The sequence below is a fragment of the Corallococcus sp. CA049B genome (assembly GCF_003611685.1).
Lineage (GTDB): Bacteria > Myxococcota > Myxococcia > Myxococcales > Myxococcaceae > Corallococcus > Corallococcus coralloides.
Map to the genome: position 1 here is coordinate 1 of NZ_RAWC01000218.1, position 15,316 is coordinate 15,316.

A 15,316-nucleotide genomic window follows, 5' to 3' on the forward strand; every position below is an offset into this window, starting at 1 on the left:
CCCACGAACACCGTCGTCGCCGAACGGGCGCAGGCAGAGCGGCTGTCCGCGCAGCGCTTCCACCTGGTGCTGCTGGACACCGAGCGAGCGGGCACCGTGTACCCGCTCGCCACGGAGGACCTGCGCGTCGGCAAGTCCACCGACAACGACGTCGTCATCGACCACCCCACGGTGAGCCGCAACCACCTGGTGGTGCGCCGCCAGGGCGACCGCTTCCTCGTGCAGGACCTGGGCTCCACCAACGGCACCTTCCTGGACGGTGCCCAGGTGCGCGAGGCCTACCTGCGCCCCGGCGCCCTGCTGGAGGTGGGCGACGTGCGCCTGCGCTTCAGCCCGCAGATGGCGCCCGTGCAGGTGGAGCCCACCGCCGAGGACCGGCTGGGCGACCTCGTGGGCCGCAGCCTGCCCATGCGCCAGATCTTCGCGCTGCTCCAGCGCATCGCCCCCACGGACTCCACCGTGCTGCTGGTGGGCGAGACGGGCTCCGGCAAGGGCGCGGGCGCCAAGGCCATCCACAAGTTGAGCCCCCGCGCGGCCGGGCCGCTCGTCGTGTTCGACTGCGCCAGCGTGTCCGACTCGCTCATCGAGTCCGAGCTGTTCGGCCACGAGAAGGGCGCCTTCACCGGCGCGGTGGGCCAGCGCATCGGGTGCCTGGAGCGCGCCCACGGCGGCACCCTCTTCCTGGACGAAATCGACGACCTCGCCCTGGACCTTCAGCCCAAGCTCTTGCGCGCCATCGAGGACCGCGAGTTCCGCCGCCTGGGCTCCTCGACCCCCATCTCCTTCGATTCCCGCATCGTCGTGGCCAGCAAGAAGGACCTGTGGGCGGAGACGCAGGCGGGCCGCTTCCGCGAGGACCTCTACTTCCGCCTGTCTGTCTTCACCGTCAGCCTGCCGCCCCTGCGCGACCGCAAGGAGGACATCCCGCTGCTCGTGGAGGCCTTCACGGGCGAGGGCCTGTGGCCCCGGCTGCCGGAGAAGATTCAAGAGCAGTTCCTGGGGCACACCTGGCCGGGCAACGTGCGCGAATTGCGCAACGCCCTGGAGCGCGCCCGGCACATGGTGGACATCCCGGGCCTGTCCGGGGACAACCTCCTGCGCGAGTTCACCCGCGACGTGCCCGCCCCCGCCGGGGACTTCCTGCCGGTGGAGTTCACCGGGCCGTTCAAGGTGTGCAAGGACGAACTCGTCCGTGCCTTCGAGCGCGAGTACCTCACGCGCCTCCTGGGCCGCGCCCGGGGCAACATCGCCCGCGCCGCCCGGGAGGCGGAGCTGGACCGCAAGCACCTCTATTCGCTGCTGCACAAGTACGGGCTCGTTCAGAGCGAGCCGGACTGAGCCTTCATGGCATGGTGGCGGCCGCTTTCAAGCGGTCCCCCACTCCCCAGGAGGGCTTCATGAAGTTGCGTCCGTCCCGCTGGCTCGGTGTGCTGTGCGCGGGTGTCCTGATGATGCATGCGACGGGCTGTTTCGGCTCGTTCAAGCTCACGACGAAGATCTGGCAGTTCAACAAGGGCATCTCCGGCAACAAGTTCGTCCAGTGGCTGGTGTTCCTCGTGTTCATCGTCGTGCCCGTCTATGAAATCGGCACGCTGGTGGACGCGCTCGTCGTCAACAGCATCGAGTTCTGGACCGGCGGCAACCCGGTGAGCAGCGTGGAGGGCGAGGACTCCAACACGCGCATCGTGAAGCTCAGCCCCACCGACACGCTGAAGATGTCCCGCGACGTGGAGTCCGGCGTCATGCGCCTGGAGTTGCAGCGCGAGGGCCAGGAGCCCGTGGTGCGCTACTTCGAGCCGCTGGAGGACGGCATGGTCGCGCGCGACGAGGCGGGCGCCCTGCTCATCCGCGCCCAGGGCCAGGAGGACGGCGCGGTGAAGGTGACGGACGCCACCGGCTCCACCGTGACGGTGCACGCGCGGGACGCGGTGGACGCCGCGCGCCAGCTCTTCCTCGACGGAGGCGCTCCGGCGCTCGCACAGTTCGCCACGCACCAGGGACAGCTCTCCCAGGGCATGGCCGCGCTCGACACCTGCACGCCGTAAGAGAAGACCCAGGGCTTCCGGTGTGAACGTCACCGGAAGCCCCGGAGTGATTCAGGGCGCGGGCTCGTCGACCACCACGTCGCCCAGGTCCGGGCCGAAGCCCGCGTCGAGCGCCAGGGAGTTGAACGTCCCCTCCATGCTGCGCCCCGCGCCGTAGCCGTCGCCCTTCTTGAACGACAGGGAGAAGTCCCCGCGCGTGGCCTCTCCCACGTTGCCGCCTTCATCCAGCACCAGGTCGCCGCGCTCCACCTGGGTGAAGACGCGCGCGGGCTCACCCGCGGCCACGTGCACCACCGACGCGCGGTCGCGGCCGGAGGGCGTGGTGCCGCCGAGCTGCACCTTCGTGCCCGGCTTCAGGTCCACGCCTTCCGTGTCCACGGTGAGCCGCGCCACCAGGTCCACGTCCAGGCCGTTGTTGCGAAAGTAGCTCACCTGGAGCGCCTCCGGGTTGCGGCGGATCTCCACGCGCGACACGTCGGTGACGGGGAACAGCTCCGACACGCTGCCGGACAGCTCGTTGTCTCCACGGCACGCGACGACGCCCGCGCCGCTCAGCACGGCCGCGAGCCCCAGCGCCGCCACGGCGCGTCCCGCGAGGCTCACCGCTCCACCGCCAGCGTCAGGGCCTGCGTGCCGCCCGCGCGGTAGAGCACCACGCGCTGGCCGGAGGACAGGAACGCCAGCTTCGGCGACCAGCCGCCCGCCGTGTCCACCGTCACCTCGCGCCACTGGTCCTCCACGCGCGTGGCGATGATGAGCGCGTCGTCGGACGGCGAGCAACTGCCCTCGTTGCGCCCGGACTCCAGCGAGCAGATGTGGAACGCGATGGACGGGTCATGCGTCTTCGGGTCGAACGCCAGCGACGGGTACCAGCCGCCGGAGCCCGTCTGGTACACCGGATCCGGCGTCGTCCAGTCCCCCGCCGCCGCGCACTTCGTCCCCGTCGTGCCCGCGCAGGTGATGAGCGTGAGCCGGCTGTTGGAGCGGTCCACCGCGGCGATGCCGAAGCCCACCGTCGGGTCATACGCCATGGACGCGCCCAGCATCGTGTTGCCCACCGCCTGCACCTGCACCGGCGGCGTCCACGTGGCGCCGTCCGCGTTGCGGCGCTGGAAGAACACGTTCTGCCCCGGCGCGTCCGCGGCCCCGAAGGCCTGGTCGAACACCAGCGCGGGCTGGTCCCCCGCCATCAGCATCTGGAGGTGCCCGCCGTACGCGCCCTTCTGGTCGCCGCCCGTCGCCACCACCCGGTGCTGCCACGCCGTGGGCCCGCCGCTGGCCAGCTCCACGTCGCTGCCCGCCCAGTCCTGCTGCGGGAACTGCCCGTTGTGCCCGTCGCGGTAGACGACCAGGGCCTGGTTGCCGCTGAAGACGATGGAGGGGTTGAGCCCCACCAGGTACCCCGTGTCGCTCACCGGGTTGCCCGACACGGCCTGGTTGCCCTCGGTGACGGGGATCTGCTCGGTCCAGGTGCCATTCGCGTTGCGGTAGGACACCGCCAGATCGCTCTGGAGCCAGAAGACGGATTCGTCGCTTCCGCCGCCCAGGTAACTCACCGCGGGCTGTCCGGACGGGCTGAACGCCAGCGACACGCCGTACACGCGCTGCACGGTGGCGATGGTCTCCGCCTGCGCCTGCACCTGGCCGTCCTTCACCTCGCGGTAGCGAAGCGCGGAGTCCTTGTCGTTCAGCTTCACGAAGTACGCGATGCCGATGCGGTCGTCCGGGCCCACCGCCATCGCGATGTTGGAGATGGCGAGCTGCTCGCTCGGCTCCGTGTCCACCGTCAGCCGCACGAAGGGCGTGTCCGTCGTTCCGCCATCGTCCTGCGGCTTCGAGCCCGCGTCCGGGTTGGCCGGCTTGCCGCCGCCACATCCCAGCGCGAGCGCCGCTCCCAGTAGCCACGCGTGCCGTTTCATGCGGTCCTTCTCCTTGGTTCAGTCGGCCTGGTTGAGTGCGCCATCCTATGTCAGCCGCGCGCGTTGTCCGTCACGCCTCGCGGTGCGCCCTTTTCGTCACGCACGCGGTGGGCGGCCAACCGACCCCGGCCCCTTCTCAGGTGCCGTGAAACACACGCACCTGGGTTAGGCTCGCACGCCATGGCTCGCGCGCGTTCGCTCCCCCCGAAGCTGTCCCGGCGCACCTTCATCCAGCGGCTCACCTTCTTCGGCGGCGGCGTGGTGCTGCTGGGTGGCGTTGCGTGTAAACGTTCGAAGGAGGCGGAAGCGAAGAAGGCCCCGGAGCCCACCGGCACCACCTCCGCCGGTCAGGCCCTGCGCACCTTCTCCGCCTTCGAGTACGCCGTCGTCGCCGCGGCCACGGAGCGGCTGCTCCCCCGCGACGAGGACCCGGGCGCCCAGGACGCGGACGTGGCGCTCTACATCGACCGCATCCTGGAGACGCAGGGGCTGGAGTCCATGCACCGCGACTTCATCCAGGGCCTGTCCGCGCTGGAGCGCCGCGCGCAGCGCATGTTCCAGAAGGGCTTCGCGCAGGCCACGCCCGCCCAGCAGGACGAGCTGCTCGCCATCTTCAAGGACAGCCCGGCCGGCAGCGGCGAGGCCCACTTCTTCGAGCTGTTGATGACGCTCAGCCTGGAGGGCTTCCTGGGCGACCCGTCCTACGGCGGCAACAAGGGCCGCGTGGGCTGGCGGCTGATGGGCTTCGACACCGTGGGCACGCTCGCCATGGCGCCCCCGGAGGGCTACGACGGCCCGAAGTGCCTGCGCGAGTGCGGAGGTCACCACCCGTGAGCCTGCCTTCCGTGGACGTGTGCATCGTGGGCAGCGGCGCAGGCGGAGCGCCGCTCGCGCTGGAGCTGGGGAGAGCGGGCTTCAAGGTCGTGGTGCTGGAGAAGGGCCGCCACTACCAGCCCAAGGACTTCGTCCACGACGAGATCCTCAACAGCCGCCGCAACTTCTTCATGCCGCTGCCGTGGGAGGAGCCGCACCTGGTGCGCCAGGGGGCCAAGGGCCGCTACGAGCGCAGCAACGCCGCGTGGACCGCCAACTGCGTGGGCGGCGGCACCGTGCACATGAGCGGCTTCTTCTACCGCCTCAAGCCGGTGGACTTCCGCCTGCGCTCCACGCTGGGCGCCGTGCCCGGCACCACCGTGGCGGACTGGCCCATCTCCTACGAGGAGCTGGCCCCCTTCTACGACAAGGCGGAAGCGGAGCTGGGCGTGTCCGGCCAGGCCGTCCCCCACCCCTTCGCGGAACCCCGCAGCGGCCCCTACCCGCTGTCGCCCCTGGACGTGCACCCGGTGGCGTCCGAAATCGACAAGGTGTGCGCGGCCATGGGCTGGCACGCGCTGCCCACCGCGCGCGGCATCATCAGCAAGGCCTACAAGGGCCGCTCGCCGTGCGCGTACTGCGCGCTGTGCGGCAGCTACGGCTGCGAGACGGGCGCCAAGAGCAGCACGCTCGCGAGCCTCATCCCCAACGCCATCGCCACCGGCAACGTGGAGGTGCGCCCGGGCTGCATGGCGCGCTCCATCGAAGTGGATAAGCAAGGCCGCGCGAAGAGCGTGGTGTACCTGGACAAGGACGGCGTCGCGCAGGAGCAGCCCGCGAAGGTCATCATCGCCTCCGCCACCGCAGTGGAGAGCGCGCGCCTGCTGCTCAACTCCACCTCCAGCCGCTTCCCCAACGGGCTCGCCAACGGCAGCGGGCTCGTGGGCAAGAACCTGCTCTTCAGCTCCTTCGGCGGCTCGCGGGCGCACTTCCGCGTGTCCAAGCAGAAGGCCGCGCGGCCGTGGCTCACGGACCCGGCGCCCTTCGTCAACCGCAGCCTCCAGGACTTCTACGTGATGCCGGACGCGCGCCACGGCTTCCGCAAGGGCGGCACGCTGGGCTTCATGTGGGCGCACCCCAACCCCATCTACGCGGCGGTGGGCCTGGCGGGCTCCGGCAAGACGGGCGTGTTCGGCAAGGAGCTGAAGGACCGCATGCGCGCGTACCGCGACTCGCGCATCCTCGAGTTCGAGGTCTACGCGGAGTTCCTCCCCACGCCCGGCACCTCCGTCACGGTGGAGCCCGAGGTGAAGGACAAGTACGGCATCCCCGTGGCCGCCATCACCCTGGACCGGCACCCGGCGGACTTCGCCGCCACGCGCTTCCTCGTGGAGCGCGGCGAGGAAGTGCTGATGCGCCTGGACCCGGACAGCGTGGAGCGCGTGGGCACGCAGGGCGAAACCACCATCCTCCAGCACGGCACCTGCCGCTTCGGCGATGACGCGGCGGCCTCCGTGCTGGACAAGCACTGCCGCGCGCACGAAGTGCCCAACCTCTACGTCGTGGACGGCAGCTTCATGCCCACCGGTGGCAGCGTGCCCTCCACGCTCACCATCGCGGCCAACAGCTTCCGCGTGGCGGACCACCTGGTGCGCACGCTCAAGGGCTGAACGCCGCGCGCTACTGGAGGCGCAGCGGCATCACGTCCACCTTCACCACGTAGCGCGCCTGCATGTCGGAGTCGAACTCCACCAGGTGGTCACCCACGCCGGTGACGTCCGCCTGCTGGGTGAAGACGCCGAACTTCTCCATCTGGTCCAACGCCGCGCGGCCCGTGGACGCCTTGCGCTGCCGTGCGCGGCAGCCCTCCTCGTGCACGCTGATGGCCGTCTCCTCCCCGGCCGCCGTCACCTCCTCCAGGTAGAAGCTCACCTTGATGGTGGACGCCTCCGGCACGCGCACCAGCACCTGCCCGCGGCCGGGGAAGCGGCCTTCGGAGTAGCTCTCCGGCCCGAGGATGCAGCCCGCGTACTCACTGCACACGGGCCAGGACGCCTTGCAGACATCCAGCACGCGCGCGCCGATGAAGTCATCCCGCGAGCCGCCGCATGCGACGAGCAGCAATCCCATCACCGCGCCCGCCAGTCGCGAGACATTCCGTGTTACAACACCAGACATTCTTTCAAACCTCACCGAGGAGTGGATGTCCATGCGCCTGCGCAACCTGTGGCTGCCCCTCACCATCATCGCCCTGACGGGCTGCGGAGACGAGACCGAGGACCTGCCGAACACGCCGCAGCTGCTCATCGACCGTACGGAGCTGAGCTTCGACACGGAGTTCTCCGCGGGGACCTACGTGGGGGCGACGACCTTCAACACGCTCTACATCGAGAACCGCGGCCTCCAGACGTTGGAGCTCAACGAGGCCTCCATCTCCGGCCCCAGCGTCTTCACCATGAAGCGGCCGGAGAACTGGCCGGAGAACGGCCCCCTGAAGCTGGAGACCTACCAGCGCGCCTTCATCGAGGTGGCCTTCAAGCCCAACGCCGCGAAGGAGTTCACCGGCACGCTCACCCTCAAGTCCAACGCCGCCAACGGCGAGACGCGCGAGCTGGCGCTCAAGGGCAAGGGCATCGCGCCGTAGTCCCGGCGGTGCCCCCGGAGGCGGCGGAGGCGTGAAGCCCCGCCGCCCGCCCGGGCCTGCTAGCGGGTGAACTGGCAACCGCCCACCCACGTGCCACCGTCCTGCGTGGGCGCCGGGCACGACGTGGGCGAGCCGCCATCCGCCGCATTGTAGCTGCGCGGGTAGTCGCCGTAGCCGGTGCGCAGCGTGTAGCCCACGGGCGTGTAGTCCGTGCGCTCGGTGGCGCTCACCGCCACCTTGAGCGTGCCGCCCTGGATGAAGCGCCGCTCCAGGCAGGAGCACGTGTAGGGCGCCACCGTGACGCGCGTCGTGGTGGCCGTCTTCTCCAGCTGGTACAGCGCCTGGTAGCTGCTGAGCGGCGCGTTCACGGAGGTGTGCCACGCGCGCATCGCCGTGGGGTTGTAGGCCAGCGTCAGCGCGCCGCCCGTGCGGGTGGTCGTCACCGGCATGCACCCGGTGGCGCCGCCGTCCGTGGCGGAGCCGTCACAGAAGGTCAAATCCAGAGCCAGCCCGTGCGGCGTGCCGCCATCCGGCAGGTTGTCCACGTCCCACTGCACCAGCCACGCCGCGTCCTCGGGCGCGCTCAGCGCGGGGAGCTGGTACTCGAAGGTGTCCGTGTCGGAGGGCACCGCGTCGTAGTCCGTGGGGCCGCGCACGCCCAGGCCCGTGGCGCGGTCGTTGTTGCGCAGCCGGCCGTGGCCGTACGACAGCTGGCCCTTCACCTCGAAGGTGGCGTTGCCCACCGGCAGGTCGCCCGTGCCCACACCGCCCAGCGTCCTGGCGCGCGGCTGCTCCACGCCGCCGCTGTAGGCGCTCTCCTCTTCCGCGTCCTCCGCCTCCCAGGACACCTCCAGCCGGTAGTCGCGGTCATCCGCCCAGTTGTTGCCGTCGTCCTGCACCACGAAGTGGTACGTCACCTCCGCGCCGTGCGCGGGCACCGGCAGCCGGCCCTGGAAGTTGCTCAGGTTGGGGAAGCGCGCCGGGTCGGACTCCTCGCGCACGGACTGGATGCACAGCACGGCCTCCGCGTTGTTGCAGTAGGCCTGCACCAGCCCCGGCGCGTCGGGGTGCTCGCGCGTGTCGCGCGGGCACACGGCCGGGTTGTTGGTGCAGGTGGCGCGCTGCTCCGCGGTGACGGTGGTGCTGACGGTGGTGAACACCAGCACCTGCCGGTCCGCCAGCTGGCCCAGCGGCAGGGGCAGCGGGTCGAAGCGCGGGGTGGTGGGCCGCTCCATCAGCCGGTAGCGCAGCACGCTGGGCTTCGTCAGGCTCGACAGCTTCACCGCGAACCAGTCGCGGTCGGACACGTAGCCCAGCCGGCCGTCGAAGTTCGTGGACGCGCCCGGCGCCCCCAGGTTGTTCGTGTACGCGCGGGCGTAGGCGTCGTTGTCCCCGGACTGGTCGCGCGGGTCCTCCTCGTCCACCACGCGAATCTCCACCTCGTAGGGCTGGCGCAGGTCGCCCGCGGGCACGGGCTCGTTGTTGCCCCGGTAGCCCTTCACCACCAGCGTCCAGGTGCCCGCCAGCTTCACCTTGCGCGCGGTGGCCAGCACACCCGGGTGCACCTTGGGCAGCACGTTGCCCTCCGACTCCTTGTCGGTGCCGTTGGGGCGCAAGAGCTCATAGGACAGGCGGTAGTTGGGCGCGAAGCCCTGGTCCGGCGCGGTGACGCGCACGTAGGCGATCTTCCCCGCCGTCAGCGGGAAGCTGAAGCGGTCCACGTCGTTGTCCGTGGCCAGGTAGCCCTGCGCCGTGCCCACCTGCATGGCCCCCTGCGCCGCCAGCGCGATGGGCGTGGGCGTGACGTCGTTGGGCTCGTTCGCGTCCGGGTTCTCCAAGAGCTCCACCGTGAGCCGGTACGGGTTGCGCGCGTCGAAGTTGGGGCGCGCGGGGTTCGTGGGCGCGTCGCGCACCACGATGATGAGCTGCGTGTCCGGCGTGCCGTACGGCAGGATGATGTCCACCGGCTTCGGGGCGCCCGCGCCGTGCTGGTCGGACTTCGCCACCAGCGCGGTGCTCTTGTCCTTCTCCTGCACCGTCACGGACAGGTTCACCGGCGTGCTGGACGCCAGGTACGTGCCGGTGACGTGCACCAGCGTGCGCGCGGTGGCGGAGGCGGGGATGCGGACGCTGTACCAGTCCTCGTCACCGGCCTTCACGTCGCCCGTGAGCGCCAGGAAGCGCTCCATGGGCACGCCGGGCTTCAATTCACAGTCCGCGTTGGACAGGGCCTCCTCGCGGCTGTTGCAGAGGTCCTCCACCACGCCCGTGCCGGCGTCCGGCGTGTCGTCCCCTTCGGAGGAGCAGGCGGCCAGAAACAGGAGCGCGAGCGGGAGCAGTCGGGTGCGAAGGCGCATGGGGGGCTCGGGAGAAGAAGTCAGGGAACGGGCGAGAGGGTCGGGGCGACGCCGGGGCAGCCGTCCACGAAGTCCTCGGGGTTCACGCGGATGACGCCATCCGGAGGCGACTTGATGCCGCCCACCGGGTAGCGCACGGAGTCCACGCGGAAGGTGCGCACCAGCGTGCGCGCGGTGGGGTCGTCCGCGGGCAGCATGGACACGGAGAGGTAGATGTCGTTGTAGCCCGCGCCGCGCTGCACGGTGCCGGCGTCCACGCCCCCGTCCACGCCGCCGTCGGCGATCATCGCGACGGTGGGGGCCAGCAGCACGTTGTCCACGCGGAAGCGGTAGCACTGGCGGCCCTGGTCATCCACCGGGCCGTCCGCCTCCATGCTGTAGCGGTACGCGTCCGAGGCCAGGTTGGCGGTGTCCACCTGCAGCGGGCGCATGTGCATGCGCGCCTCGCTGCGGTTGGTGAGCCCGTCGGTGTCCGGGTCCTCGTCCATGTCGTTGCTGGAGCCCTGCGTGCCGCCCCGCCACTCCATGCCGTCCGGCACGCCATCGCCGTCGCTGTCCTGGAGCGTGGCGTTGGTGCCGATGAACTGCTCGTCGCAGTCCAGCAGGCCGTCGCAGTCGGTGTCGACGCCGCGCAGCGCGGGCGGGCAGCCCTTGTCCAGGCCGCCGCCGTCCGGCTGCACTTCCTGGGTGGGGTCGAACTGCACGCCGCGGTCGCGGAAGTACACCTCCACGCCGTCGCTGAAGCCGTCGCCGTCCGTGTCGCGCAGGTTGGGGTTGGTGCCCAGCTCGTACTCGCGCGCGTCGGTGAGGCCGTCGCCGTCCGTGTCCGCCTCGTCCAGCGGGCTGCCCGGGGGCGCGGAGAAGTTGGAGGCCACGAAGTCCTTCACGATGAAGGCGCGGCGCACCTGGCCGAACTGGAAGTTGAGGAAGTTGATGGGCTCGTTGTTGCGGAAGTCGCGGAAGTTGCCGCCGCCCAGCGTGGCCATCTTCTCCAGGCGGTCCGCGTTCTGGTTGATGATGAGCAGCGGGCAGCCGCCGTCACCGAAGCCGCCGTCCTCCGCCACCAGGTCACACACGGAGGGCACCGGCTGCGTGGGGTTGAAGACGTGCACGGTGTTGAAGCGCACGTCCTCCACCAGGTCGCGCAGCTGGCGGATGCGCACCACCGCGTCGCCGCGGATGAGCTCGTCGTCCTGGTTGTTGGTGGGCTTGCCGTCCGACAGGAAGATGACCGAGTAGCGCGCCTGCGCCAGCGCGTCGCCCCCGGTGGGCTGCTGCCGCGCCCGCGCGATGTCCGTGTTGATGAGCGAGTAGATGTCCGACAGCGGCTTGACGAAGTCCGTCGAGTCCCGGTTCGGCGACGTGTCCGTGTTGCGGAAGGTGAGCAGCTTCTCCGTGAGGATGGCCTTCGCGGTGGCGTCCAGCCGCGACACCTGCACGAAGCCGTCCTCCGCCGGCGGCCCGGGGTCCTGCGTGAGGAACGCCGTGGTGCTGCCCGCGAAGAGCATCACCGCGATGGAGACCTCGTCGTCCTGCGGGAGGTTCTCAATCAGGTCCACCAGCGCCGTGGCGCGCGCGCCGTCCGGGTCGCTCACGCGCATGGACTGGCTGGCGTCCATGGCGACGATGATCTTGATGGGCCGGATGACCTCATTGGCGCCCAGCGTGCAGAAGCGCCCGTCCAGCGCCACGGCCCGGTCCGCGGGCACCTCCGTGTCGCGGCGCGGGTCGTAGAGATACGAATCGGTGCAGGCCACCGCCACGGCGAACCCCACCAGGGTGAGCGCCAACCAACGTCCCGCGCGGCTCACGGTGACGCGCCTCCCTGCGACGGCGACACGCCGACGCAATTGCCCTGGGCTCGCCAGGGGTCCACCAGCTGATCCGGACGGCGGAAGTCACTGTCCTCCATGGCCAGGTCCGGCCCCAGCGGCACGCGCACGCTGGGCGGCGCGTACTGCGCCCACGCGCACGCGGTGCGCCAGACGCCGTAGTCCGTGGCCACGCCGCTCTCCGGCGCCTCCGCGAACCACACCTTGAACAGGTTGTAGCCTTGCTTCACGCCGGAGCGGTCCGGCGGAGTCACCAGCTGGAGGTTGGACACGGTGAAGTCGTAGCAGACGCCGTCCGTGTCGGTGCCACCCGGGACCTTCGTCACCTCGTACTGGATGCCGTACTTGTCGTGGAAGGGCCGGTCGCGCCGGGTGGGGTCGCTGCCCGCCTTCAGCTCCTCGTCGTCCGGGATGCCGTCGCCGTCCGTGTCCAGGCCGGCCACGCTCGACTGGAGCGGGCTCAGGCCGTACTTCGCCTCCAGCCCGTCCGGCGCGCCGTCGCCGTCGCTGTCCACGATGCCCTGGCGCGTCTTGAGGTAGTCCTCGGCGAACTGCGACAGCCCGTCACCGTCCGTGTCCCGGCAGGTGCAGCCGGGCGTCAGCGGGGACTGCGGGTTGCAGCCGCGCGCGTCCAGGTCGTTGCCCGGCTTGAAGCCCTGGTCCTGGCGCCGGTACTCGAAGCCGTCGCTCAGGCAGTCCCCGTCACTGTCGATGGTGAAGGGGTTCGTCTTGAGCGTGAAGCTGTTGTCCAGCGAGTCCGGGACGCCGTCGCCGTCGCTGTCCAGCACGCGGCCGTCATCCCCCGGCGCGGAGCTCAGGGGCTCCACCAGCAGCGTCTTCATCACGTTGGGCGACGCGAAGGAGGAGTAGTCCAGCGCGCCCAGGCCCAGCTCGCTGATTTCGGCCGTGTCGCTGAACTCCTGGTACACGCCGTTGCCCATCTCCGCGAAGCGCTTGAGCAGGTACGAAGCAATCTTCTTCGCCGCGGCCGGGTACTGCGCCTCCGGGACGCCCGGGTAGGTCCCGTAGATGTCCTGGCAGATGGGGCCGCAGGCGCGCACGGCCTCCTCGTTGAAGAGCAGCACCGTGTGCATGCGCACGTCGCCCACGTTGTACTGCGTCTTCAACTCCATCAGCCGGCGCACGTAGCTGAAGAGCTGGTAGTTCTGGTTGCGGTCCGTGCCCACCTCGAAGCCGGTGATGGCGTCGGTGGTGCTGGTGGCGTTGCAGAAGCTGGAGATGGAGTCGCGCCAGGTGAGGTCCGGCGTGTCCGGCCCCGCGTAGACGGACAGGTCGTCGTTGGCGGAGCAGCGCGGGTACGGCGTGCCGTCCGTGAGGAACACGACGACGTAGCGCGTGCGCGGCAACAGCTCCGGCGTGGACTGGGACACCGCCTCGATGTCGCTGGCGATGAGGCTGTACGCGTAGCTGAGCGCGCCCTGGTAGTCCGTGCCCTTGCCCAGCTGCGACTGCAGGCCTTCGATGTAGCCGTTGATGTTGCCCGGCGGCGCGAAGCGGTCTCCCGTGGAGGCCGGCGGCCAGGTGTTCTTCACGTTCGTTTCGAACGGGGCAATGGCGATGCTGATGTTGCCCTGGCCCGCGGCGTTGATGCGCCGGAAGCCGTTCACCACGTTCTTCAGGGCGCGCACGCGCGCGGGCTCCGTCACGCCCGGCGGGATGATGGCCTGCACCTCCGCGCGCTCGCAGAAGCCGCTGCCCTCCTGCGAGCCCGGCGGATCCGACACGCACATGCTGCCGGACTCGTCCACGACGAGCACCACCTTCACCGGGAAGCCGGTGGGGTTCGCCGGGCGCGTGCACACCCGGCCGGTGAGCGTCAGCCGGTCATCCAGCTGGGACTGCTCCTGGGCGCGCGGCTCCAGGAGCGTGTCTGAACAGGACAGCACACCCAGGACCAGGAGGCCGGTCGCAAGAAGCGGAACGACGAACTGACGGCGCATGCGATGCGGACCTCCTGGCATGGGGGACATCTTTCCTTAAGCCTTCTTGCGGCGGCGCAGCAGCAGGCCGAGCACGCCGGCGCCCAGGGCCGCGGCGCTACCACCCGCGGGCAGCGAGGTGCAGCCGCCGCCGTCGGAGTCCTGCTGGCCCACCTTCACGAAGAGGCTGGACACGGAGGCGCGCTGGTCGGGGAACACGCGGTCCGCGAAGGCCAGGCGCGTGGACACCTGAAGCTCGTACTCGCCTTCCTTGTCCGGGTTGAAGTTGGGCACGCTGCCGTCCACGTACTGGTACTCCCAGTGGCGGCTGTAGGTGACGGCGCCCTTGGGGTTCTCCACCACCGCGGTGGAGCCGGAGGGACGCTTCACCACCGTCCACGTGTACTCGATGGCCGCGCCGTTGCGGTTGGCGAACAGGGGCGGGCGCACCGCCATGCCCGTCTTCTCCACGCTGATGCTGCCGCCGGTGCCCACGCTGAAGGGCGACTTCGGGTCCAGGCAGTCGTTGGGGTTGTCCTTGTTGAGCACCACGCAGTAGCGCGTGTCGCACGCGTCGCCCAGGCCGTCGCCGTCGTCATCCGCCTGGTCGCGGTTGGCCACCGCCGGGCAGTTGTCCGCGGCGTTGAGCACGGAGTCACCGTCGATGTCCGGGTCGCACGCGTCGCCGATGCCGTTGGCGTTGGTGTCCTTCTGGTCCGGGTTGGACAGGCCGGGGCAGTTGTCCAGGTTGTCGGAGACGTTGTCGCCGTCCGCGTCCACGCGGCACGCGCTCACGTCCGCCGGCAGCTGCTGGTTCTCATTGGCGATGAGCGGGCAGTTGTCCTCGCCGTCCTTGCGCCCGTCGTTGTCGTCGTCGTCATCGCAGACGTCGCCAATGCCGTCCCCGTCGTTGTCCGCCTGGGTGGCGTTGGGGATGGAGGGGCAGTTGTCCTCGCCGTCCAGCTTGCCGTCGTTGTCGTCGTCCGGGTCGCACGCGTCGCCGATGCCGTCACCGTCGGTGTCCAGCTGCGTCGCGTTGGAGACGGCCGCGCAGTTGTCGCAGCTGTCACCGGCGAGGTCGCCGTCGCCGTCCGCCTGGTCGCGGTTGGACGTGAACGGGCAGTTGTCCTTGTCATCCGCCTTGCCGTCGCCGTCCGCGTCGTCCGTGTACGACAGCGTCTTGCCGTCGTCCGTGTACGCCACCCAGACGGAGCAGCCGCAGCCGCAACCGCAGCCGCCGCCCTCCTCCTTGGGCCTGCCGCACTCATCTCCGAGGCACTCCGGGTTGTCCGGGTTCTGCTCCTGGGCCTGCACGGTGCGGGGGCTCAGCACCAGGAAGGCTCCGAGCGCCAACATGGGGGCAATGCGACCGATAGTCATGGTGACTCCTTTCACAACCCCTGCCCCTAGCAAGAGGCGATCCCACGTCTGTAGGAGTTTCAGGGTGAGGAACTTCAAGGGGTTGCGCGTTCGGAAGAGCCTGCTACAGGAAGGGTGTGGGGGGGACACCCCATTCAGACTGTGGGGAACACCCCACGCCAGCGGGCCGGCTCAGTTGCTCACGATGAAGTCGTCGGAGACGAGGGGAACCATCCCGGCGGGGGTGCGGCCCGTGTCGGGGTCGTACTGGATTTCCTGGATGAAGAGCGAACCCACGCCGGCGCCGCGCGGATCATTGTCCCGGCCCACCTGGAGGTAGAGGTAGACCTCGTTGGTGCCGGCGGAAATCACCTCGCCGGGAATCAGCGGGTGGGGGCGCTCCAGGG

At 70.2% G+C, this 15,316-nt stretch carries 12 protein-coding genes and 1 pseudogene; 5 read left to right on the forward strand and 8 right to left on the reverse strand.

The window, feature by feature from the left end; genetic code table 11:
* Together D7W82_RS32180 and D7W82_RS32185 are read left to right on the forward strand one after the other, a co-directional pair.
* Positions 1 to 1,338: sigma 54-interacting transcriptional regulator (locus D7W82_RS32180; protein WP_120621975.1), on the forward strand; the 1,338-nt coding region annotated here is incomplete at its 5' end.
* 59 nt (positions 1,339 to 1,397) lie between these two features.
* On the forward strand, positions 1,398 to 2,045 hold the full coding sequence (locus tag D7W82_RS32185) for a DUF3332 domain-containing protein (protein WP_120621986.1): 648 nt from the start codon (positions 1,398 to 1,400) through the stop codon (positions 2,043 to 2,045).
* A gap of 51 nt (positions 2,046 to 2,096) precedes the next feature.
* On the opposite strand, the gene D7W82_RS32190 is transcribed toward D7W82_RS32185, so the two are convergent.
* Together D7W82_RS32190 and D7W82_RS32195 are read right to left on the reverse strand one after the other, a co-directional pair.
* Positions 2,097 to 2,648 (reverse strand): hypothetical protein, encoded by a 552-nt coding sequence (locus tag D7W82_RS32190; RefSeq protein ID WP_120621976.1) that lies wholly within the window; start codon positions 2,646 to 2,648, stop codon positions 2,097 to 2,099.
* Entirely contained in the window at positions 2,645 to 3,964 is a 1,320-nt protein-coding gene (locus D7W82_RS32195; protein WP_120621977.1) for a hypothetical protein, read from the reverse strand. The genes D7W82_RS32190 and D7W82_RS32195 overlap by 4 nt, the downstream gene beginning before the upstream one ends.
* 180 nt (positions 3,965 to 4,144) lie before the next feature.
* On the opposite strand from D7W82_RS32195, the gene D7W82_RS32200 reads away from it, so the two are divergent.
* Positions 4,145 to 4,798 carry a gluconate 2-dehydrogenase subunit 3 family protein gene (locus tag D7W82_RS32200; RefSeq protein ID WP_120621978.1) on the forward strand — a complete coding sequence of 218 codons (654 nt, stop codon included), beginning with the start codon at positions 4,145 to 4,147 and terminating at the stop codon, positions 4,796 to 4,798.
* The gene (locus tag D7W82_RS32205; RefSeq protein ID WP_120621979.1) at positions 4,795 to 6,447 is read left to right on the forward strand and encodes a GMC family oxidoreductase; all 1,653 of its coding nucleotides are present in this window, start codon (positions 4,795 to 4,797) and stop codon (positions 6,445 to 6,447) included. The genes D7W82_RS32200 and D7W82_RS32205 overlap by 4 nt, the downstream gene beginning before the upstream one ends.
* 10 nt (positions 6,448 to 6,457) lie before the next feature.
* Here D7W82_RS32205 and D7W82_RS32210 read toward each other — a convergent pair whose 3' ends face one another.
* Positions 6,458 to 6,907 (reverse strand): hypothetical protein, encoded by a 450-nt coding sequence (locus D7W82_RS32210; RefSeq protein ID WP_171425716.1) that lies wholly within the window; start codon positions 6,905 to 6,907, stop codon positions 6,458 to 6,460.
* A 79-nt stretch (positions 6,908 to 6,986) separates the two neighbouring features.
* Between D7W82_RS32210 and D7W82_RS32215 the strand changes: the two genes are divergently transcribed.
* Positions 6,987 to 7,421: a hypothetical protein gene (locus tag D7W82_RS32215; protein ID WP_171425717.1), complete on the forward strand. Its 435-nt coding sequence runs from the start codon at positions 6,987 to 6,989 to the stop codon at positions 7,419 to 7,421.
* Positions 7,422 to 7,480: 59 nt separating this feature from the next.
* Here D7W82_RS32215 and D7W82_RS32220 read toward each other — a convergent pair whose 3' ends face one another.
* From D7W82_RS32220 to D7W82_RS32240, 5 genes and pseudogenes are all read right to left on the reverse strand, one after another.
* Entirely contained in the window at positions 7,481 to 9,778 is a 2,298-nt protein-coding gene (locus D7W82_RS32220) for a hypothetical protein (protein WP_120621982.1), read from the reverse strand.
* A 20-nt stretch (positions 9,779 to 9,798) separates the two neighbouring features.
* Positions 9,799 to 11,589, reverse strand: a complete 1,791-nt coding sequence (locus D7W82_RS32225) for a vWA domain-containing protein (protein WP_120621983.1) — start codon at positions 11,587 to 11,589, stop codon at positions 9,799 to 9,801.
* Positions 11,586 to 13,571 carry a vWA domain-containing protein gene (locus D7W82_RS32230; RefSeq protein WP_120621984.1) on the reverse strand — a complete coding sequence of 662 codons (1,986 nt, stop codon included), beginning with the start codon at positions 13,569 to 13,571 and terminating at the stop codon, positions 11,586 to 11,588. Before D7W82_RS32230 ends, D7W82_RS32225 begins: the two co-directional genes overlap by 4 nt.
* A 36-nt stretch (positions 13,572 to 13,607) precedes the next feature.
* A complete protein-coding gene (locus D7W82_RS32235) occupies positions 13,608 to 14,930 on the reverse strand; it encodes a thrombospondin type 3 repeat-containing protein (protein WP_120621985.1) in 1,323 nt (440 codons plus the stop codon).
* Positions 14,931 to 15,101: 171 nt separating this feature from the next.
* A pseudogene (locus D7W82_RS32240) lies at positions 15,102 to 15,316 on the reverse strand (calcium-binding protein); the annotation flags it as partial.

Bases quoted from the DNA above. Each gene is read 5' to 3' on its own strand.
- D7W82_RS32230 (WP_120621984.1), bottom strand. From the start codon at position 13,571: ATGCGCCGTCAGTTCGTCGTTCCGCTTCTTGCGACCGGCCTCCTGGTC.
- D7W82_RS32210 (WP_171425716.1), bottom strand. From the start codon at position 6,907: ATGGGATTGCTGCTCGTCGCATGCGGCGGCTCGCGGGATGACTTCATC.
- D7W82_RS32200 (WP_120621978.1), top strand. From the start codon at position 4,145: ATGGCTCGCGCGCGTTCGCTCCCCCCGAAGCTGTCCCGGCGCACCTTC.
- D7W82_RS32215 (WP_171425717.1), top strand. From the start codon at position 6,987: ATGCGCCTGCGCAACCTGTGGCTGCCCCTCACCATCATCGCCCTGACG.
- D7W82_RS32235 (WP_120621985.1), bottom strand. From the start codon at position 14,930: ATGACTATCGGTCGCATTGCCCCCATGTTGGCGCTCGGAGCCTTCCTG.
- D7W82_RS32185 (WP_120621986.1), top strand. From the start codon at position 1,398: ATGAAGTTGCGTCCGTCCCGCTGGCTCGGTGTGCTGTGCGCGGGTGTC.
- D7W82_RS32195 (WP_120621977.1), bottom strand. From the start codon at position 3,964: ATGAAACGGCACGCGTGGCTACTGGGAGCGGCGCTCGCGCTGGGATGT.
- D7W82_RS32220 (WP_120621982.1), bottom strand. From the start codon at position 9,778: ATGCGCCTTCGCACCCGACTGCTCCCGCTCGCGCTCCTGTTTCTGGCC.